This is a genomic window from Rhizobium alarense (genome assembly GCF_021555155.1).
Taxonomy (GTDB): Bacteria; Pseudomonadota; Alphaproteobacteria; order Rhizobiales; family Rhizobiaceae; genus Rhizobium_D; species Rhizobium_D alarense.
This window is the reverse complement of record NZ_JAKGBU010000028.1, coordinates 27,194-46,307: the sequence shown is the minus strand read 5'-3', so window position 1 is coordinate 46,307 and position 19,114 is coordinate 27,194. Positions and strand designations below refer to the sequence as shown.

Below are 19,114 nucleotides of genomic sequence, written 5' to 3'. Positions count from 1 at the left end.
GAGATCGATCATGCCAGACAATCCGGACCGCCGCCTGAACGCCTATCGCCCCGATCTCGCCGAGGAGGCCTTACGCGATGTCGTCGATGCGACGCGCTACGTCGGCGGGACGCCGGCGCGCATCGCCATCGCAATCACGCCGCTTCGGGCCCGTCCGGACGAGAGTTGCGGCATCGATACGGAGCTTCTCTACGGTGAACCCCTCCGCGTGCTCGACCGCGCCGATGGCTGGGCCTGGATCAAGTCGGAGCTCGACGGCTATGTCGGCTATCTCCCCGAGGCGGCAATCGCGGCGGGCGACGATGCGGCGGACCATATGGTCGTCGCTCCCCGAAGCTTCGTCTACCGGGATGCCGATCTCAAGACGCCTGTCCGCTTCGCGCTTTCGATGGGCAGCCGCCTTCGCGTGGCCGGCGAGGCCGAAACGCGCGGCACGCGCTACCTCGCGCTTTCCGGCGGCGGATTTGTCGTCGCGGCGCACTGCCGGCCGCTCGATGCCGCGCCCGAGGCGGACTATGTGGCGGTCGCGGCAAGGCTCGTCGAAACACCCTATCTCTGGGGCGGCCGCAGCGGCTTCGGCATAGACTGCTCGGGCCTCGTCCAGCTGTCGATGATGCTGGCCGGGCAACAGGTGCCGCGCGACTCCGACATGCAGGCGGCGGAGCTCGGCGACCCCATCGGCCGCGATGCGCTGCGCCGCGGCGATCTGGTCTTCTGGAAGGGCCATGTCGCGATCATGGAGGACGCACACACGATCCTGCATGCCAATGGCCACACGATGAGCGTCGCACGCGAGGGGCTTGAACAGGCGATCGAGCGGATCGGCTGGCTCTACCAGCAGCCGACCGGCTACCGCCGCCCCTGATGCCGGCCCGCGGCCGCAAGGCTCAGTAACCGGCGCGCCGGTCGACCACATGCTCCAACGGGCGGCCCGCCTCGTAGTCCGCGACCTGACGCTCGACCTGGCGGAACAGCGCCTTCACATCCGATGCGGCTGCGGCATGCGGCGTGACGATGACCCTGTCATGCGTCCAGAGCGGACTTTCCAGCGGCAGCGGCTCCTGCTCGAAGACATCGAGGGAGGCGCCGGCGAGCGTGCCGCCTTCCAGGGCTGCGACGATGTCGCGCTCCACCTGGCTGCCGCCGCGCCCGCCATTGATGAAGACCGGCGCGCCGAAGGGTCCCTTGCGGCTGAGCTTCGCGAAAAGTGCGCCGTTGAAGATGCCCGTCGTCTCCGGCGTCAGCGGCAGCAGCCCGACGAGCATGTCCGTGCGGGCCAGGAACGCGTCGAGGCCGGCTGCGTCATAGGTCTCGATGCCCTCGACGGCCTTGACGCCGCGCGACCAGCCGATGACCTCGAAGCCCATGACCTTGAGCTTTCGCGCGGCGTCCTGCCCGAGCACGCCGAGCCCCATGATGCCGACCGTCAGTTCCTTCGCTTCCGGCTGCGGCAGCTCCTTCCAGACGCGCCGGCGGGCCTGCGCGTCATAGGCCTTCACCTGCCGCAGATGGGACAGGCATTGCAGCACGACCCATTCGCTCATCCGCGTCGTCAGCGTCTGGTCGACGAAGCGCACCAGCGGCACGTCCGGCAGGCCGGGCAGCGTCAGCACGTGGTCGACGCCGGCACCGCCGGAAAAAACCACCTTGAGATTCCTCGCACGCGCGAACAGGTCCTGGCCCGGTCTCCAGACAACGGCGTAGTCTATGCCGGCGAGGTCGCGCGTCCGGCTGGCCGGATGGGCGAGGTTGATGACCTCGCGATCGCCAAAGGCGCCCTTCAACGCGGCGGCGACCTCCTGCTGGTCGAATTTGAGGTCGATGACGACCGGGCTCTTGCTGGGCATGGACACGTCCTGACGTTCGGTTGGTTACTGGCGGACGACGCCGTCCGTGACGGCCCTGAGGTCGAATGCGGCAGCCATCAGCGCCTTCGTATACGGCTCCTTCGGCCTTTCGATGATGTCCGCCGCAAGCCCGCTTTCCACCACCTTGCCGCCGCGCATGACGACGATGTCATTGGCGAGCGCCCGCACGACCTTGAGGTCGTGGCTGATGAAGAGGTAGGCAAGGTCGTGCTTGACCTGCAGGTCGCGCAGAAGATCGACCACCTGCGCCTGTACGCTCATGTCGAGGGCGGACGTCGGCTCGTCGAGCATGACGAATTTCGGCTTCAGCACCATGGCACGCGCGATCGCGATGCGCTGGCGCTGGCCGCCCGAGAATTCGTGCGGGTAGCGCCAGCGGGTGGCGGCATCGAGCCCCGTTTCCTCCAGTGCGCCGGCGACGCGCCGGTCCCGCTCCCCGGCCGACAGCGACGGTTCGTGGATCTTCAGGCCCTCCGCGACGATGTCGGCGACCGACATGCGCGGCGAGAGCGAGCCGTAGGGATCCTGGAAGACCACCTGCATGCGGTTCCTGAGCGCCCGCATGTCGCGGAACGAATAGTCGCTGATCTGTTCGCCGACGAAGGCGATGCGGCCCTCGGACGAAATGAGGCGGGTGAGCGCCAGGCCGAGCGTCGTCTTGCCCGAACCGGATTCGCCGACGATGCCGAGCGTGTGGCCGGCCTTGAGCCGCATGTCGATGCCGTCGACCGCCTTCACGTGATCGACGACCCGGCGCAGGAAGCCCGCCTTGATCGGGAACCACACCTTGAGGTTCTGCGCCGCCATGACCTCGGGCTTGGCCGCGTCGGCCGGCACCGGCCTGCCGCGCGGCTCCGAGGCGAGCAGATGCCGCGTGTAGTCATGCTGCGGCCGCGCGAAGATTTCCTCCACGGGGCCGCTTTCGACAATCCTGCCCTGGGTCATCACGCAGACCCGGTCGGCAAACTTGCGGACGATGCCGAGGTCGTGGGTGATGAAGAGCATGGACATGCCGTGCTCCTCCTTGAGCGTCTTCAGGAGTTCGAGGATCTGTGCCTGCACGGTCACGTCGAGGGCGGTCGTCGGCTCGTCGGCGATCAGCAGCTCCGGCCGGTTGGCCAGCGCCATGGCGATCATCACGCGCTGGCGCTGGCCGCCCGACAGCTCGTGCGGATAGGCGGAAAGCCGCCTTTCCGGGTCGCGGATGCCGACCTGGTGGAGCAGCTCCAGCGTGCGGGCCCGCGCCGCCGGTCCCTTGATGCCCTGGTGCAGTTGCAGGATCTCGCCGATCTGCTTCTCGATCGCATGCAGCGGGTTGAGCGAGGTCATCGGCTCCTGGAAGATCATGGTGATGTCGTTGCCGCGCACTGCGCGCAGCTCCTCGTCGCTCGCCTTCATCAGGTCGCGACCGTTGAAGACGACTTCCCCGCCCGGATGGCTCGCCGCCGGATAGGGCAGGAGCTTGAGGATCGAATTGGCAGAGACAGACTTGCCGGAGCCGGATTCGCCGACGAGCGCCAGGACCTCGCCGCGCGCGATCTCGAAGGATATGCGATCGACGGCGAGCGACGTCTTGCCTCCCTGATGGAAGGCGACCGACAGGTCGCGGACGGTGAGGATCGGTTCGGTCATGGGCTCACCGGAACGTCTTGCGCGGATCGAAGGCGTCGCGTGTCGCCTCGCCGACGAAGATCAGCAGCGACAGCATGACCGACATGATGACGAAGGCGGTGATGCCGAGCCAGGGGGCCTGCAGGTTCTCCTTGCCCTGGGCGATCAGTTCGCCGAGCGACGGGGAACCCGGCGGCATGCCGAAGCCCAGGAAGTCGAGCGAGGTCAGCGTCGTGATCGAACCGGAAAGGATGAAGGGCAGGAAGGTGAGCGTGGCCACCATCGCGTTCGGCAAAAGGTGCCGGAACATGATCGTCGCGTTGCCGACGCCGAGCGCCCGGGCAGCATTCACATATTCGAAGTTCCGGGCACGCAGGAATTCCGCGCGCACGACGCCGACGAAGCCGACCCAGGAGAAGAGCAGCATGATGCCGAGCAGGATCCAGAAGCCGGGCGGCAGGATCGCGGCGATGATGAGCAGGATGTAGAGCACCGGCATCGATGACCAGATCTCGATGAAGCGCTGCATCAGGAGATCCGTCCAGCCGCCGAAATAGCCCTGCACGGCGCCCGCCGTCACGCCGACAAGGGCGGAAGCGATGGTGAGCGCGAGGCCGAACAGCACGGAAATGCGGAAGCCGTAGATGACGCGCGCCAGCACGTCGCGCGCCTGGTCGTCCGTACCGAGCCAGTTCAGGTTGCCGACGATGCAGTTCGGGTCGCCGGTCCCGCCCGGATAGCCGGAACACCGCTCCTCGTCACCCATCAGCCAGAAGGGCGGCGTCGGCGCAGAATGGGGGATGTTCGAATTGGCGGAGCGGTAGGAGTAGCGGATCGGCGGCCAGATCATCCAGCCGTTGGCATTGATCTCGTCGGTGATGAACTCCGACTTGTAGTCGGTCTCGGCCAGGAAGCCGCCGAATTTTTCTTCCGGATAGTCGACCAGCACCGGTACGAGGATCTCGCCCTTGTAGGAGGCGACAACCGGGCGGTCGTTGGCGATGAACTCGGCGCAGAGCGAGAGGCCGAAGAGGACGAGGAAGATCCAGAGCGACCAGTAGCCGCGGCGATTGGCCTTGAAGTTCTCCCAGCGGCGGCGGTTCGTCGGGGAGAGCAGTCCCCTGGGCGGTGCTTCGACAGCGGCGCGGGCGGCGGCGGCAAGCGTCATCACACGTCCCTCCGCTCGAAATCGATGCGCGGATCGACCCAGGTGTAGATCAGGTCCGAAACGAGGCTGACGACGAGGCCCATCAGCGAGAAGATGTAGAGCGTCGCGAAGACGATCGGGTAGTCGCGCCGCACCACGGCCTCGTAACCGAGGCGCCCGAGGCCGTCGAGCGAGAAGATGTATTCGATCAGCAGCGAGCCGGTGAAGAAGGCCGAGATGAAAGCGCCGGGGAAGCCGGCGATGACGATCAGCATGGCGTTGCGGAAGACGTGGCCGTAGAGCACCTGGCGCTCGGTCAGGCCCTTGGCGCGGGCCGTCGTCACATACTGCTTCTTGATCTCGTCGATGAAGGAATTCTTGGTGAGCAGTGTCGTGGTGGCGAAGGCGGACAGCAGGAGCGTGATCAGCGGCAGCGCCATATGCCAGAGATAGTCGAGCGGCTTCTGCCACCAGGCGAGACTGTCGAAATTGTCCGAGACGATGCCGCGCAACGGGAACCAGTCGAAGAACGAACCGCCGGCGAAGAGCACGATCAGCAGGATGCCGAAGAGGAAGCTCGGCACGGCGTAGCCGACGATGATGACACCGGAGGTCCATACGTCGAAGGTCGAGCCGTCCGACACGGCCTTCTTGATGCCGAGCGGGATCGAGATCGCGTAGGAGAAGATCAGGATCCAGACGCCGAGCGAGATCGACACCGGCAGCTTGTCGATGATCAGGTCGATGACCGAGGTGTTGCGGAAGAAGCTCTCGCCGAAATCGAAACGGCTATAGTCCCACATCATCGTCAGGAAGCGCTCGAGCGGCGGCTTGTCGAAGCCGAACTGCTTCTCGAGCTTGGCGATGAATTCCGGGTCGAGGCCGCGCGAGCCGCGGTAGCCGCCGGCGTCCTGGGCGCTCCCGTCGGCCAGAAGGTCGCCGCCGCCCGACAGCCTGTCACCGGCGCCCTGGTTGGTGAGGTCGGAAATCACCTGCTCTACCGGACCGCCCGGGGCGAACTGTATGACGATGAAGGAGATCGCCATGATGCCGACGATCGTCGGGATCATCAGCAGCAGGCGGCGGAGGATGTAAGCGCCCATCAGCGACTACCCGCTGCAGCCGGTTGCCGGTCTTCTTCTCTTGGCGCAGTCCAGTCGGTCAAATCCAACCCTTCCTTCTGCCGCCGCTCGGCGCGGTGATTCGTCAGCGCTATATGGAGCCGAGGACGCCGCATGGCGCAAGCCCCGGCTCATTTACGCCATGGCTCATTTCGCCGCGTTTTTCGACCACCAGGCCTCCGGGAAGGCGATGCCGTAATAGGGCAGCTCCTGCGGACGGGCGAGGTGGTTCCAGTAGGCGAGCTGCCACGATTTGGAATAGAACATCGGCACCAGATAGTGATGCGCGAGCAGGACGCGGTCGAGCGCGTGGGTGGTCGCCACGAGTTCCTCGCGGTTCGGCGCGAAGATGATCCTGCGGATCAGCTCGTCGATGGCGGGATCGGCAATGCCGGCATAGTTCCGCGAGCCCTGCTGATCGACCGAGGACGAGCCCCAGTAATCGACCTGCTCATTGCCCGGCACCAGGCTCTGCGCCCAGATGCCGTAGATCATGTCATAATCGAAGCTGCGGACTCGGTTGGTGTATTGCGAGGCATCGACCGTGCGGATGCGCGCGTCGATGCCGATATCGGTGAGACTCCTGACATAGGGGAGGACCGTGCGTTCCTGCGACGGATTGGAAAGAAGGATTTCGATGCCGAAGGGTTCGCCGGTCTTGGCGTTCGTCAGCTTCCTGTTCTTCAGCTCGTAGCCCGCCTCGTTGAAGAGCGTCATCGCTTTGCGGAGGTTCTCGCGCGCCTTCTTCGGATCGCCGGCGACCGGATTGGTGTAGGGCGTGGTGAAGACGGCGGGCGGAACCTTGTCCTTCAGCTCCTCAAGGATTTCCTTCTCGCGCCCTTCCGGCAGGCCGGAAGAGGCAAGCTCGGTGCCCCAGAAATAGCTGTCGATGCGGTTGAGCCTGCCATAGGCGAGATTGCGGTTGAGGGTCTCGAAATCGTAGGCGTAGTTCAATGCCTCCCGGACCCGTTGGTCCTTGAATTTCTCCCGCCGCAGGTTCGGCACGAAGGCCTGCATGATTCCGGTGGCGCGCAGCGGATTTTCGATCTCCTCCCGAACGATGCGGCCGTCCTTCATCGCAGGGAAATCATAGGCGGTCATCCAGTGGCTGGAGCTGTTGTCGCGGTAGTAGTCGACATTGCCGGTGCGAAAGGCCTCGAACTCCACGTTCCTGTCGCCGAAGAACGTATAGGTGATCGCGCCAAAATTGTTCTGGCCGACATTCACGTTCAGGTCTTTCCCCCAATAGTCGTCGCGCAGCTCGAAGCGGATGGAGCCGCCCGCCTGGAAAGCCGCGATCTTGTACGGGCCGGAGCCCATCACCGGCTCCAGCGTCGTGCGGCTGATGTCGCGCTTGTTCCCCTTCGCGTCCGTCCCCTCCCACCAGTGCTTCGGCACGATGGAGAACTGGCCGAGAATGTTCGGAAGCTCGTGATTGTTCTTCTCGTCGAAGCGGAAGGTGACGTCGCGCTCGCCGGTCTTTTCCGCCGAAATCACGTGACGGTAATAGTTGGCGAGGAGCGGATTGTGCTCCTTCGACTTTTCGAATGAGAAGACGACGTCCTCGGGCGTCACCGGCTGGCCGTCCGCCCATTTCGCCTCGGCACGCAGGCGAAAGGTGGCGGAGGAAATATCGTCGGGATAGGATACGCCTTCGGCCAGCAGCCCGTAGGCGGCGGTGATCTCGTCCTCCGCGGCCTTCAGGAGCGTGTCGAAAACGAGGGTGGCAACGCCGGTCGCAGCCTCCCCTTTTGCGAGGATCGGATTGAACGTGTCGTAGGTGCCGGTCTCGGAGAGCTTCAGCTCGCCGCCCTTCGGCGCATCGGGATTGACATAGTCGAAATGCGAAAATCCGTTCGGGCGTTTCAGCTCGCCGATCGTGGAGATGCCGGTGCGCCAGACCGGATCCTTCGCCTTCGTCTCCTGAGCCCTCGCGCCGGCCGCGACCGCCAGCGATAAAGCGAGCGCCGTGGTGAACACCATTTTCCCGAAGGCTGCCTGCATGCCGGTTCCCTTTCGTCTCGTTGCCGAAGCTTGCCCGAGAGAATAGGCAAAATCCGGGCAATTGACAGGCCCGCCATCAAAGCGGCGGTTTTTGCCGCACCTAATCCGGTCGACGATTCACTTCTGCGAAAGGACGATCCTCTAGCCTTTCGCGACGCATTTCGACTTTCGAGGCCGGACAACACCCATGCATTCCAGCTCTTCCCGACTGACCGCCTGCCTCGTCGCCGCCGGCATTGCGCTGACCGCTCTTGCCGGACCGCTTGCTGCCGAGGACCGGCCGGCCAAGGAACTGTTCGGTTCCATGCAACTCCCCGCCAAAATGCAGCCTGCCTCCTACGGCTCCTATGCGAAAGGCTGCATTGCCGGCGCCGTCGCGATCCCGACTGACGGGCCGGCCTGGCAGGCGATGCGGCTGTCGCGCAACCGTCGCTGGGGCCATCCGCAGATGATCGCGCTCCTGGAGCAGTTTTCCGGGGACGCCCGGGCGCTCGGCTGGCCGGGCCTCCTGCTCGGCGACATTTCCCAGCCGCGCGGCGGGCCGATGCTGTCCGGCCACGCCTCCCACCAGGTCGGGCTCGATGCCGACATCTGGTTCACGCCGATGCCGAATCACCGGATGAGCGCGCAGGAGCGCGAGGCGCTTCCCTTCACCTCGATGCTGCGGAAGGACAAGTTCCTGACCGTCGATTCACGCCGCTGGACCGACACCCATGCGAAGCTCGTCATGAAGGCGGCGAGCTATCCGCAGGTCGAGCGCGTCTTCGTCAATCCGGCGATCAAGAAGAAGCTCTGCGACACCTGGCAGGGCGACCGCTCGCTGCTCGGCAAGGTGCGGCCGATCTACGGCCACGACGAGCACTTCCACATCCGCATCAAGTGCCCGCAGGACGTCGCCGGCTGCAAGCCGCAGGCCCGCGTCCCGGCGGGTGACGGCTGCGACAAGTCGCTGGCCTGGTGGTTCACCAGGGAGCCCTGGGCCAAGCCGACACCGAAGAAGGACGCCAAGCCGGTCAGGCCGCGCTATGCGACGCTCGCCGACCTGCCCAAAGCCTGCCGCGCCGTGCTGTCCGGTCCCTCTCCGGCGTCGGAGATGGAGGCGACCTATCGCGGCGGCAGCGGCGTCGCGACGGCCTTTTCGGCGGAACCGGCGCCGTCGTCCGGCGTCGAGGCGATCATTGCCGCCGATGCCGCGGCGACCGAAGGCCTCGTGCCGATCCCCGTCCCGCGTCCGCTCGATCAGTGACCGCACGCCGTTTTCCGCTGGCCTGCCGCGCCTGTACACAGGGCTCAAATCGATTTAAGTTCGCCCGACTGCCGCCGGACGGGATCCTCCATGACTGCACGCAAATGCATCGCCCTTATCGCCCATGACGAGAAGAAGGACGACATGGCCGCCTTTGCGCGCGAACATTCGCAGGCGCTGCGCGGCTGCCGCATCGTCGCGACGGGCACGACCGGCGGACGGGTGCTGGAAACCTGCCCCGAGCTCGACGTGACGCGCCTGAAGAGCGGCCCGCTCGGCGGCGACCAGCAGATCGGCGCGCTCATCGCCACCGGCGAAGTCGACATGCTGATCTTCTTCGTCGATCCGCTGACCGCCATGCCGCATGACGTCGACGTCAAGGCGCTGATGCGGCTTGCCATCGTCTACGACATTCCGATGGCGTTGAACGAGGCGACCGCGCGCCAGCTGCTCACGCTCGCCGCTTGACCGCAACCGCATCGACGGGTAGGGCGCTGGCAGGGACTTTTCACGGCAGGGGAGAACTCATGGCGAAGCCGGGCGACAAGGACATCACCCTACCTTTTCCGATCCTGGTCGGCGACATCGGCGGCACCAATGCCCGCTTCGCGCTGCTCATCGACGCCATGGCGGAGCCGAAGCAGTTCCCGATCGTGCAGACCGCCGACTTCGCCAATATCGACGACGCTCTCCAGGCGGCAATCCTCGACAAATCCTCGATCCAGCCGCGCGCGGCGATCCTGGCACTCGCCGGCCCCATCCAGGGCGACGAGGTGCCGCTGACCAACTGCGACTGGATCGTGCGCCCGAAGGAGATGATCGAAAAGCTCGGCTTCGAGGACGTGCTGCTCGTCAACGATTTCGAGGCACAGGCTCTCGCCATCGCGTCGCTCGGCGACGCGGACCGCGAGCAGATCGGCGCGGGCGAGGAGAAGATGGCGCAGTCGCGCGTGGTACTCGGGCCCGGAACGGGGCTCGGCGTCGCCGGCCTCGTGCACGCCCAGCACACCTGGTTCCCGGTTCCGGGCGAAGGCGGCCATGTCGACATGGGCCCGCGCAGCGAGCGCGACTACCGGATCTGGCCCTTCCTGGAGCCGATCGAGGGGCGCATCTCCGCCGAGCAGCTGCTTTGCGGCCGCGGCATCATGAACATCTATCGTGCCGTATCCGCCGCGGACGGCAAGGAGGCGCCGCTTGAGACACCCGCTGCCGTGACTTCGGCGGCGCTTGCGCAGACGGATGCCGTCGCGGTCGAGACGGTCTCGCTCTTCTGCGGCTATCTCGGCCGGGTCGCCGGCGACATGGCGATGATCTTCATGGCGAAGGGCGGCGTCTATCTCGCCGGCGGCATTTCCCAGAAGATCCTGCCGGCGCTGCGCGGACCCGAGTTCCGCGCCGCCTTCGAGGACAAGGCGCCGCACGGCGCCATGCTGCGCGATATCCCGACCTTTGTGGTGACGCACCCGATGGCGGCGCTCGCCGGCCTCGCGGCCTTTGCCCGCATGCCGGACCGCTTCGGTGTTGCAACGGAGGGACGCCGCTGGAAAAGCTGACGGCGCCCGCCCCGTTTGTCGGGTCTGCGGACTCGTCATCCGCCGTGCCAGGCACTATAGACCGCCCCAAGCAGGCCGCCGACGCGGCCGGGGCGCAGGGAAGCCAGCCTATTGACTGACAAGCATCGCAAGGACCGGCATATCAGCTCCGAGACGGTCACGCGCATTCTGAAACGGGTCATCGCCGAGAACGGCCGCGATCACCTGAAGGGATATGCCTTCGCGATCGCCTGCCTCGTCGTCGTCGCACTGTCGACGGCCTTCACCGCCTGGATCATGGAATCCGTCGTCAACGAGGCTTTCGCCAACAAGCGCGCCGATCTCGTGCTCTTGATCTGCGGCGCCATCTTCATCGCCTTCGTGCTGCGCGGCTTCGCGACCTACGGCCAGGCCGTCACCCTGTCGAAGATCGGCAACAACATCGTCGCCGGTTATCAGAAGCGGCTCTACTCCCACCTCATGGCGCTCAGCGTCGGCTTCTTCAGCGAAGCCCGCTCGGCGCAGCTTGCCGCCCAGATCAGCCAGAACGTCACCGGCATCCGCGACGTGCTCAACATGACGGTGACGTCGATCGCCCGCGACTTCCTGACGCTCGTCGCCCTCGTCGGCGTGATGATCTCGAAGGACGCGCTACTGACGCTCATCGTCTTCGTCGTCGCGCCGCCGCTGTTCTACGGCCTGCGCTACATCTCCAAGCGCCTGCGCGCGGCGACGCGCGAGGCGATCGAGATCAACAGCCACGTGCTCGGCGCGATGCAGGAGACGATCCAGGGTATCGCCATCGTCAAGGCCTTCACCATGGAGGACCAGCTCCGGGGCAAGGTGGAGGGGATCATCGCGCGGGCCGAGAACCGCTCGAACCGCATCGCCCGCCTTTCCGAGCGCACGGCGCCGATGACCGAGACCTTTGCGGGCGTCGCCATCTCCAGCGTGCTCGCCTATGCCGCCTTCCGATCGATCTACGGCGGCGTGCTGCCCGGCGCCTTCTTCGCCTTCGTCGCGGCGCTGCTGATGGCCTACGACCCGGCACGCCGGCTGGCGCGGCTGCAGATCCAGCTCGAGCGTGCGGCGGTGAACGCCCGCATGATCTACGAGATCCTCGACATGGAGCCGCGCCAGCGCGACCTGCCGGACGCCCGGCCGCTCGCCGTCGACGGGGCGACGATCGAGTTTCGCGACGTCCGCTTCGCCTACGGCGCCCACGAACCGATCCTGAAGGGCGTGAGCTTCGTGGCGGAAGGCGGCCGCACCACGGCGCTTGTCGGCCCCTCCGGCGCCGGCAAGTCGACGGTCATCAGCCTGATCCCGCGCTTCTACGATCCGCAGGCCGGTGCGATCGTGATCGACGGCCAGGACATCGCCCACGTCACCAAGCAGTCGCTCCGCAACAGCATCGCCTATGTGTCGCAGCAGCCCTATCTCTTCGAGGGCACGATCCGCGACAACATCCGTTACGGCCGGCCGGACGCGACGGACGGCGAGGTGGAGGCGGCGGCGAGGCTCGCCTATGCGCACGACTTCATCCTCGCCCAGCCCGCCGGCTACGACACGCCGGTCGGCGAGAACGGCGTGACGCTGTCGGGCGGCCAGCGCCAGCGGCTGTCGATCGCCCGCGCGCTGGTGCGCAACGCGCCGATCCTGCTGCTCGACGAGGCGACGTCGGCGCTCGACACCGAATCGGAACAGGCGGTGCAAAAGGCGCTTGAACGGGCGATGACCGGCCGCACCGTCGTCGTCATCGCGCACCGGCTTTCCACCGTGGTGGGTGCCGACAGGATCGTCGTCATGCAGGACGGCCGGGTCGTGGAGGAAGGCACGCACGAGGCGCTTGCCGCCCGTGCCGACGGGCTCTACGCTCGGCTCCACAACCTGCAGGCTCCGGCCGCGGAAAAGAACGAGAGTTAGGGCGGAAAGACTATGGCCGAAACCGATATGAAGCTCGTCGTCGTGGGTGCGGCCGGCCGCATGGGCCAGACGCTCATCCGCACGATCCACGCAATCGAGGGCGCACGCGTCTATGCCGCCGTCGAGCGCGAGGGCTCGCCCTTCGTCGGCAAGGACGCCGGCGAACTGGCCGGCCTCGGCCCGATCGGCGTGCCCGTGACGAGCGCGCCGCTCGAGGCCTTCGTGCATGCCGAAGGCGTGCTCGATTTCACCGCACCGGCGGCGACCGTCGAATTCGCCGGCCTCGCGGCCCAGGCGCGCATCGTGCATGTCATCGGCACGACCGGCTGCTCGGCGGAGGATGATGAGAAGATCAAGGCGGCCGCCCGCCACGCGCGCGTCGTCAAGTCGGGCAACATGAGCCTCGGCGTCAATCTGCTCGGCGTTCTGAGCGAGCGGGCGGCGCGGGCGCTCGGGCCGGAAGACTGGGACATCGAAGTGCTGGAAATGCACCACAGGCACAAGGTCGACGCGCCGTCGGGCACTGCCCTGCTGCTCGGCGAGGCGGCGGCACGCGGCCGGGGCATTGCGCTGGCCGATCATTCGGTGCGCGTGCGCGACGGCCATACCGGCGCGCGGCCCCGCGGTTCCATCGGTTTTGCGACGCTGCGCGGCGGCTCCGTCATCGGCGAGCACGCGGTGATGATCGCCGGCGAGGGCGAGATGGTGACGCTGTCGCACAGCGCGACGGACCGCTCGATCTTCGCCCGCGGCGCGGTGCGCGCGGCACTCTGGGCGCGCGACAGGAAACCCGGCCTCTATTCCATGCTCGACGTGCTCGGGCTCAACTGACAACCACCCCTCCGAGGAGACAACCCGACATGACCGGCACCCTTGTTCTCGTCCGCCACGGCCAGAGCGAATGGAACCTCAAGAACCTCTTCACCGGCTGGCGCGATCCGGACCTGACGGAGCTCGGCGTGGAAGAGGCGAATGCCGGCGGCAAGGCGCTTGCCGACTACGGCATCACATTCGACATCGCCTTCACCTCCGTCCTCAAGCGGGCGCAGAAGACGCTCGACATCGTCCTCGAAAATGTCGGCCAGACGGGCCTCGAGACGATCCGTGACCAGGCGCTGAACGAACGCGACTACGGCGATCTCTCCGGCCTCAACAAGGACGATGCACGCGCCAGGTGGGGCGAGGAGCAGGTGCATATCTGGCGCCGCTCCTATGACGTGCCGCCGCCCGGCGGCGAAAGCCTGCGCGACACCGGCGCCCGCGTCTGGCCCTATTACATGATGGAGATCCTGCCCCGCGTGCTGCGCGGCGAAAAGGTGCTCGTCGCCGCGCACGGCAATTCGCTGCGCTCGCTCGTCATGGTGCTCGACCGCCTCTCGAAGGAGGAGATCCTCAAGCTCAACCTCGCGACCGGCGTGCCGATGGTCTACAAGCTCAAGGCGGACTCGACGGTCGCCTCGAAAGAGGTTCTGGGAGATATGTCCGGGGCGCATTGACGGGCGTCTCCGGCAATCGAAGGGGCTGAATCGTTGCCGACCGGCGTCGTCGCTCCGGCGTGTCGCGTCAGAAAGAGCCTCGGGGATCGAATCGCCGCCCGAGGTCCTCGGACGGCTTCACGCCGAACGACGCGCTATAGTCTTGCGCAAAACGCCCCATATGCACGAAGCCCCAGCGGCGCGCGACCTCGGCTATGGTCGTCGCGGCAGGAGAGGCACTCTGAAGATCGCGGCGGACCCCTTCGAGCCGGACGTGGCGGAGATACGCCATCGGCGTCGTATCCAGGAAAGTGCGGAAGTTCGTCTGCAGAGCCCTCGCGCTCACGCCGGCCGCCGCCGCCATGTCGGCAACGGTGATCGGCAGGTGCGCGTTGGCCCGCACGAAGTCCCGCGCCCGTTTGACCTGGTAGGGCGCGATCCCTGACGAGAGCCGGTCGACCCCGGAGCAGGAATGCTGAAGATTTTCGATCATCAGCTGGCAGAGCATTTCCTGGAAGCTCGCCACGGCCAAGGGGGATACCACAAGGTCCGGCTGCGAAAGGACATTGTCCCTGAAAAAATTCATCAGCGCGAGGATGCGAACCATCGGCCCTTCGTGGAGGTCGAGTGCCGGCGCAAACTCGAAATCCCTTGGTATCGCCCGTTCATAGCTGCTCGCCAGCGCGCTGACGACCGCCTTTCGCGAAACGACGAAACCCTCGCCGACCGAGGATGCGGCAACATCGATGCCCGAATAGCGTTCGGCCGATATCAGGACACCGGTCCGCGGGTTCGCGCCATGGCGTGCGCTTCCCGATTCGATCGCATAGGACGTGCTCTTCTCAAAGAAGAACATGAAGTTGTCGCCGCCGACCCCGACGTCGAAGCGACGGCTGGTGCCGCTCGACGCGTTCCAGCTTGCAAAGCCGTCGACCGCCCTCAGGCTGAAGGAATATGGGCCGATGCTGTCGCGGTTGAGCGGCGTGTAGTGTCGGAGATCCTTGTTGGACATCAGCCAGTGCGAAATCTGCTCGGACGAGAGAGGCGTCCTGTGTAGATCCACCTGATAGATTTGCTGCAAGAAACGCCTCACCGGTTGGATGCGGAAGATAAAACAGTCCTAATGTTAAGCATGGGATGGCGCCCGACGGAACACCTGCGCGCGCGATGCCGCCGCTTGTCCCCGCTTTCCGGATATATTCCGGCTTTCGGCTCTTCGCCGATCCCCTCGATATGCTTGTGCAGGCTCATGTGGTCCGGTCAGTCAAAGGGGAAGCCGAAGAAGATGGTGAGACGGCGATCGAGGTCCGCCAGCACGTTCGTGCAGGCCGGACCACTCAAGCGACACCATTGCGGAAGGTGAACACAAAATCGAGGCCAGCCGCACCGGACACGGCAAAGACCCTGACAGGCTGGTGATCGTTGACGGCCAGATGTCCCACCGCCGCGCCGGGCGCCTCGAAGCAGCCCTTGCCCGTTCCCATCCAGGATCGGCAAGGCCCTGCGCGTTCACGCCTTGCCCGCCTCCCAGCCCAGCATCGCCCGCTTGCGCGTGAGCCCCCAGTGGTAGCCGGTCAGCGCGCCGCTCTTGCCGAGCGCCCGGTGGCAGGGCACGACGAAGGAGATGGGGTTTCGCCCGACGGCCGCACCGACGGCGCGCGACGCGGTCGGCTGGCCGAGCGAGCCGGCGATGTCGGAATAGGTGACCGCCTTGCCGATCGGGATGCGCAACAGCGCCTCCCAGACGCGCACCTGGAAATCCGAGCCGATCAGCACGATGCGCAACGGCTCCTGCGGATTCCACCGGGCCGGATCGAAGATGCGGGCGGCATAGGCCGCTGTCGCATTGGCATCCTCGACGTAATCGGCATTCGGCCAGCGGCAGGCCATGTCCGCGAAGGCGGCCCGGCCATCCTCGTCGTCGCTGAAGGCAAGGCCGGCGAGGCCGCGATCGGTGATCATCACCAAAGCCCGGCCGAAGGGCGAGGGGTGGAAGCCGTAGCGGATCGTCAGTCCCGCGCCGCGCGCCTTCCACTCGCCGGGCGACATCGCCTCGTGCGTCACGAAGAGGTCGTGCAGCCGGCTCGGGCCTGAGAGACCCACCTCAAAGCTCGTTTCGAGCAGCGGCAGCGATTCCTGCCGCAGCAGGCGCTTGGCATGGTCGAGCGTCACCGCCTGCAGGAAAGCTTTCGGCGACAGCCCGGCCCAGCGGGTGAACGTCTTCTGCAACTGCGTCGGCGACTGCTTCAGCCGCGCGGCGATGTCGTCGAGCGTCGGCTGGTCGCGATAGTCGTCGGTGATGAGTTCGATGACGCGGCTGACGGTGCCATAGTCGTCGCCGTCGGGCGTGATGTCGGATTTCAACGTGGCTGCAATGTTCATGGTTCGTCTCCTTGTCCCCAGACAACCATGTCCCGCCGCCGGGCACCACCCGATTCTTGCGGCCCTCAGTAGCCCCGCTTCACCCGCGCCAGCGCGCCGGAGAAGGACGTCGCGAAGCGCTCGCGGTCGTCGAGATGCAGGAAGCTGCCGATATCGGTCCGGCGGTTGCGCGCGGCGACCGTCATTGCGGTGATGCCGATCTCCTCCTTGCGGGTGACGAGGAAGCGCGCCCAGAGGGGATTGTAGTCATGTTCCGTCTCCCGGCCGGAGGGCGTCACCTTGCGGATCGAAATGCTGGTGCGCGACAGCGCGATCAGTTCGCGGGCCCGCGCTGCCCGGTTGTTGAGCCAGAAGGCGCCGAACAGGATGAGGAAGTCGGCGCCGAAGAACATGACGACCGGCCAGGCGCCGGAGATCAGGAAGACGGCCATATGGGCGAAGGTCATCGCGCCGGCGATCAGGAAAAGCACAAGATGCCCGCGATGGCCGAGCGAGCGGTAGGGCTTCAGCTCCGCCGTGAAGACGGGGCGATCGTTGAGGTCGATGTCCGAGTTGCCTTCGTTCATGGCCGATGACTATAGAAGCATCATGACAAACGTGAAGCCGAAAAAAATGTCTGCGACAGCCGGGCCCAAGTCGGCAAGCCCTCGCAGGCGCGTCGCGCGCACCGCCTACAGCCTGGAGGAGCGCAAGGAGATCTTCCGCCGCTTCTCCATCCAGCGGCCGGAGCCGAAGGGTGAACTGGAGCATGTCAACCCGTTCACGCTGGTCGTCGCGGTGGCGCTTTCCGCGCAGGCGACGGACGCCGGCGTCAACAAGGCGACGCGCGCGCTCTTTGAGGTCGCCGACACGCCGCAGAAGATGCTGGACCTCGGCGAGGAAAAGGTCCGCGACTATATCCGCACGATCGGGCTCTACCGCAACAAGGCGAAGAACGTGATTGCGCTGAGCCGCATGCTGATCGACCGGTTCGGCGGCGAGGTGCCGCGCACGCGGGAAGAACTGGTGACGCTGCCCGGTGTGGGGCGCAAGACGGCCAATGTCGTGCTCTCGATGGCCTTCGGGCAGGCGACGATGGCGGTCGACACCCATGTCTTCCGCATCGCCAACCGGCTCTGTCTCGCGCCCGGCAAGACACCGGACGAGGTGGAGGAGCATCTGCTGCAGGTGATCCCCGACGAGTATCTCTATCACGCCCACCACTGGCTGATCCTGCACGGCCGCTATTGCTGCAAGGCGCGCAAGCCGGAATGCGAGCGTTGCGTCATCGCCGACATCTGCCGCTCGCCGGAAAAGACCTGCGACATCCCCGCGCCGCTCGTCGAGCTGCCGTCGCAGCTCTTCGGCGCTACGGCCTGACGAGGCCGTCGAGCAGCGCGCCGATTGCCGCCTCGTAGGCCGCCCGCTCCTCGCCCGCCTCGATGGCGATCGCGGCCCGGTCGAAAGCGGCCGAAAGCAACGCTGTGAGCGGCGCGACGAAGGCTTCCTGCCGGCTTCCCGCAAGCAGGTCCGACAGGCCCTGCCGCAGGGTGCCCTCGACATTGTCGCTGTCGATCAGGCCGGCGCCCTCGACGCCGGGCACCGCCGGCGCCTCCAGCAGGAGAAGGCGCGTGCGCCCGGCGACCGCCATGGCGTCGAAATAGGCGCCGGCTCCGGCGGTCAGTGCCGCGCGGGGGGAACCTGCCGGCGCGGCGCGGCGTTCCACCTCCTCGGCCACCCGTCCCGCCTCCCGCTCCACGACCGTGCGGAAGAGTGCCTTCTTGTCCTCGAAGTGGTGATAGAGGGCGCCGCGCGTCACGCCGGCCGCCGCCACGATGTCCGGCGTCGCCGTTTCGGCGTACCCCCTCTGCACGAAAAGCCGCCGCGCCGCGTCGATCAGCGCAAGGCGTGTCGCCTCCGTGCGCTCCTTGTTGTTGCGTGCCATTTTGCCTCTTTACATACATACAGTCTGTATGTTATTTGAAAAATACATGCAGACTGTATGCTGGATCGAATGGGAGGAAAAGCCATGAAGGCGCTGAGCTACTATCCGGTGATCATGACCGACGACGTCGCGGACACCGCCGCCTTCTACTGCACCCATTTCAAGTTCGAGGCCCTGTTCGACAGCGGCTGGTATGTCCATCTCCAGTCGACCGAGGACGAAAAGGTGACGCTCGCGGTCCTTGACGGGCGGCACGAAACGATCCCTGCGGAAGGGCGCGGCCGCGTTTCCGGTCTGCTGCTGAATTTCGAGGTCGAGGACGTGGATGCGGTCTACGAGAGACTTCGTGCCGCCGGCCTGCCGATGCTGCTGGCGATCCGGGACGAGGATTTCGGCCAGCGGCACTTCATCACGAAAGACCCGAACGGCGTGCTGATCGACGTCATCAGGCCGATCCCGCCGAGCGCGGAATTCGCCGCGATGTACGCCTCCGCGCTCCCGACCTGACCGTCGTCATCCGGCGAAGCCGGGATCCCTGCGGGAAACCAGCTTGTGCAGATGGACCATCAGCCCGGCCGCAAAGAGCGGGGTCAGCAGGTTGACGATGGGGATCGCCAGGAAGCCGGCGATCAGCAGGCCGGCGAGAAAGACGGTCGAGCCGTGTTTCGCCCGGAAGAGGCGCGCCTCCGCCGGCGAGCGGAAGCGCATCGCCGCAAACTCGAAGAACTCGCGGCCGAGCAGGTAGCCGTTGACGAGGAAAAAGGCGACGAGGTTGACGCCGGGAATGAACAGCAGGAAGAGCGCGACGACGTTGCCGAGGATGACCACGCCGAGAAACTTGATCGAGCCGAGGATCGCCTCGCCCAGCGGCAGCGCCC

Annotated in this window: 20 protein-coding genes; 9 read left to right on the top strand and 11 right to left on the bottom strand. The window is 66.1% G+C overall.

Annotated features, from left to right (window positions below; translation table 11 throughout):
- Positions 1 to 10 precede the first annotated feature (10 nt).
- Positions 11 to 865, top strand: a complete 855-nt coding sequence (locus LXM94_RS11015) for a C40 family peptidase (RefSeq protein WP_235771332.1) — start codon at positions 11 to 13, stop codon at positions 863 to 865.
- A gap of 22 nt (positions 866 to 887) precedes the next feature.
- On the opposite strand, the gene LXM94_RS11010 is transcribed toward LXM94_RS11015, so the two are convergent.
- From LXM94_RS11010 to LXM94_RS10990, 5 genes are all read right to left on the bottom strand, one after another.
- Positions 888 to 1,847, bottom strand: a complete 960-nt coding sequence (locus tag LXM94_RS11010) for a 2-hydroxyacid dehydrogenase (RefSeq protein ID WP_235771319.1) — start codon at positions 1,845 to 1,847, stop codon at positions 888 to 890.
- Between the two features lie 24 nt (positions 1,848 to 1,871).
- On the bottom strand, positions 1,872 to 3,500 hold the full coding sequence (locus LXM94_RS11005) for an ABC transporter ATP-binding protein (protein WP_235771317.1): 1,629 nt from the start codon (positions 3,498 to 3,500) through the stop codon (positions 1,872 to 1,874).
- Positions 3,501 to 3,504: 4 nt separating this feature from the next.
- Complete coding sequence (locus LXM94_RS11000; RefSeq protein WP_235771315.1) at positions 3,505 to 4,647, bottom strand: ABC transporter permease; 1,143 nt, start codon at positions 4,645 to 4,647, stop codon at positions 3,505 to 3,507.
- Positions 4,647 to 5,729 carry a microcin C ABC transporter permease YejB gene (locus tag LXM94_RS10995; RefSeq protein ID WP_235771314.1) on the bottom strand — a complete coding sequence of 361 codons (1,083 nt, stop codon included), beginning with the start codon at positions 5,727 to 5,729 and terminating at the stop codon, positions 4,647 to 4,649. The genes LXM94_RS11000 and LXM94_RS10995 overlap by 1 nt, the downstream gene beginning before the upstream one ends.
- A 165-nt stretch (positions 5,730 to 5,894) precedes the next feature.
- Positions 5,895 to 7,751: an extracellular solute-binding protein gene (locus LXM94_RS10990; RefSeq protein WP_235771313.1), complete on the bottom strand. Its 1,857-nt coding sequence runs from the start codon at positions 7,749 to 7,751 to the stop codon at positions 5,895 to 5,897.
- Between the two features lie 187 nt (positions 7,752 to 7,938).
- Here LXM94_RS10990 and mepA point away from each other — a divergent pair, with 187 nt between their 5' ends.
- The 6 genes from mepA (at position 7,939) to LXM94_RS10960 (ending at position 13,951) form a co-directional block, all read left to right on the top strand.
- Positions 7,939 to 8,997 (top strand): penicillin-insensitive murein endopeptidase, encoded by a 1,059-nt coding sequence (gene mepA, locus LXM94_RS10985; RefSeq protein ID WP_235771311.1) that lies wholly within the window; start codon positions 7,939 to 7,941, stop codon positions 8,995 to 8,997.
- Positions 8,998 to 9,087: 90 nt separating this feature from the next.
- Complete coding sequence (locus tag LXM94_RS10980) at positions 9,088 to 9,465, top strand: methylglyoxal synthase (protein ID WP_235771309.1); 378 nt, start codon at positions 9,088 to 9,090, stop codon at positions 9,463 to 9,465.
- 59 nt (positions 9,466 to 9,524) lie between these two features.
- Positions 9,525 to 10,550, top strand: coding sequence for a glucokinase (locus tag LXM94_RS10975; protein ID WP_235771308.1), 1,026 nt, complete (start codon positions 9,525 to 9,527; stop codon positions 10,548 to 10,550).
- 111 nt (positions 10,551 to 10,661) lie between these two features.
- The gene (locus tag LXM94_RS10970) at positions 10,662 to 12,455 is read left to right on the top strand and encodes an ABC transporter ATP-binding protein (protein ID WP_235771307.1); all 1,794 of its coding nucleotides are present in this window, start codon (positions 10,662 to 10,664) and stop codon (positions 12,453 to 12,455) included.
- 12 nt (positions 12,456 to 12,467) lie between these two features.
- Positions 12,468 to 13,286 (top strand): 4-hydroxy-tetrahydrodipicolinate reductase, encoded by an 819-nt coding sequence (gene dapB / locus LXM94_RS10965; protein ID WP_235771306.1) that lies wholly within the window; start codon positions 12,468 to 12,470, stop codon positions 13,284 to 13,286.
- 29 nt (positions 13,287 to 13,315) lie between these two features.
- Complete coding sequence (locus LXM94_RS10960) at positions 13,316 to 13,951, top strand: 2,3-bisphosphoglycerate-dependent phosphoglycerate mutase (RefSeq protein ID WP_235771305.1); 636 nt, start codon at positions 13,316 to 13,318, stop codon at positions 13,949 to 13,951.
- Positions 13,952 to 14,018: 67 nt separating this feature from the next.
- Here the strand turns inward: LXM94_RS10960 and LXM94_RS10955 are convergent, their stop codons facing one another.
- The 4 genes from LXM94_RS10955 to LXM94_RS10940 form a co-directional block, all read right to left on the bottom strand.
- Positions 14,019 to 15,011, bottom strand: coding sequence for a helix-turn-helix domain-containing protein (locus LXM94_RS10955; RefSeq protein WP_235771304.1), 993 nt, complete (start codon positions 15,009 to 15,011; stop codon positions 14,019 to 14,021).
- Between the two features lie 256 nt (positions 15,012 to 15,267).
- Complete coding sequence (locus LXM94_RS10950) at positions 15,268 to 15,414, bottom strand: hypothetical protein (protein ID WP_235771303.1); 147 nt, start codon at positions 15,412 to 15,414, stop codon at positions 15,268 to 15,270.
- A 25-nt stretch (positions 15,415 to 15,439) separates the two neighbouring features.
- On the bottom strand, positions 15,440 to 16,312 hold the full coding sequence (locus tag LXM94_RS10945) for a methylated-DNA--[protein]-cysteine S-methyltransferase (RefSeq protein WP_235771302.1): 873 nt from the start codon (positions 16,310 to 16,312) through the stop codon (positions 15,440 to 15,442).
- 65 nt (positions 16,313 to 16,377) lie between these two features.
- Positions 16,378 to 16,878: a DUF2244 domain-containing protein gene (locus tag LXM94_RS10940; RefSeq protein ID WP_235771301.1), complete on the bottom strand. Its 501-nt coding sequence runs from the start codon at positions 16,876 to 16,878 to the stop codon at positions 16,378 to 16,380.
- Here LXM94_RS10940 and nth point away from each other — a divergent pair.
- On the top strand, positions 16,877 to 17,671 hold the full coding sequence (nth, locus tag LXM94_RS10935) for an endonuclease III (RefSeq protein ID WP_235771300.1): 795 nt from the start codon (positions 16,877 to 16,879) through the stop codon (positions 17,669 to 17,671). The two genes, LXM94_RS10940 and nth, sit on opposite strands and share 2 nt — an antisense overlap.
- Here the strand turns inward: nth and LXM94_RS10930 are convergent.
- Complete coding sequence (locus LXM94_RS10930; protein WP_235771299.1) at positions 17,661 to 18,236, bottom strand: TetR family transcriptional regulator; 576 nt, start codon at positions 18,234 to 18,236, stop codon at positions 17,661 to 17,663. The genes nth and LXM94_RS10930 overlap by 11 nt on opposite strands.
- Before the next feature lie 84 nt (positions 18,237 to 18,320).
- Here LXM94_RS10930 and LXM94_RS10925 point away from each other — a divergent pair, with 84 nt between their 5' ends.
- A complete protein-coding gene (locus LXM94_RS10925; RefSeq protein WP_235771297.1) occupies positions 18,321 to 18,743 on the top strand; it encodes a VOC family protein in 423 nt (140 codons plus the stop codon).
- 6 nt (positions 18,744 to 18,749) lie between these two features.
- Here LXM94_RS10925 and LXM94_RS10920 read toward each other — a convergent pair.
- Positions 18,750 to 19,114 (bottom strand): sulfate transporter family protein (locus LXM94_RS10920; protein WP_235771296.1); only part of this gene is annotated, 365 nt, incomplete at its 5' end.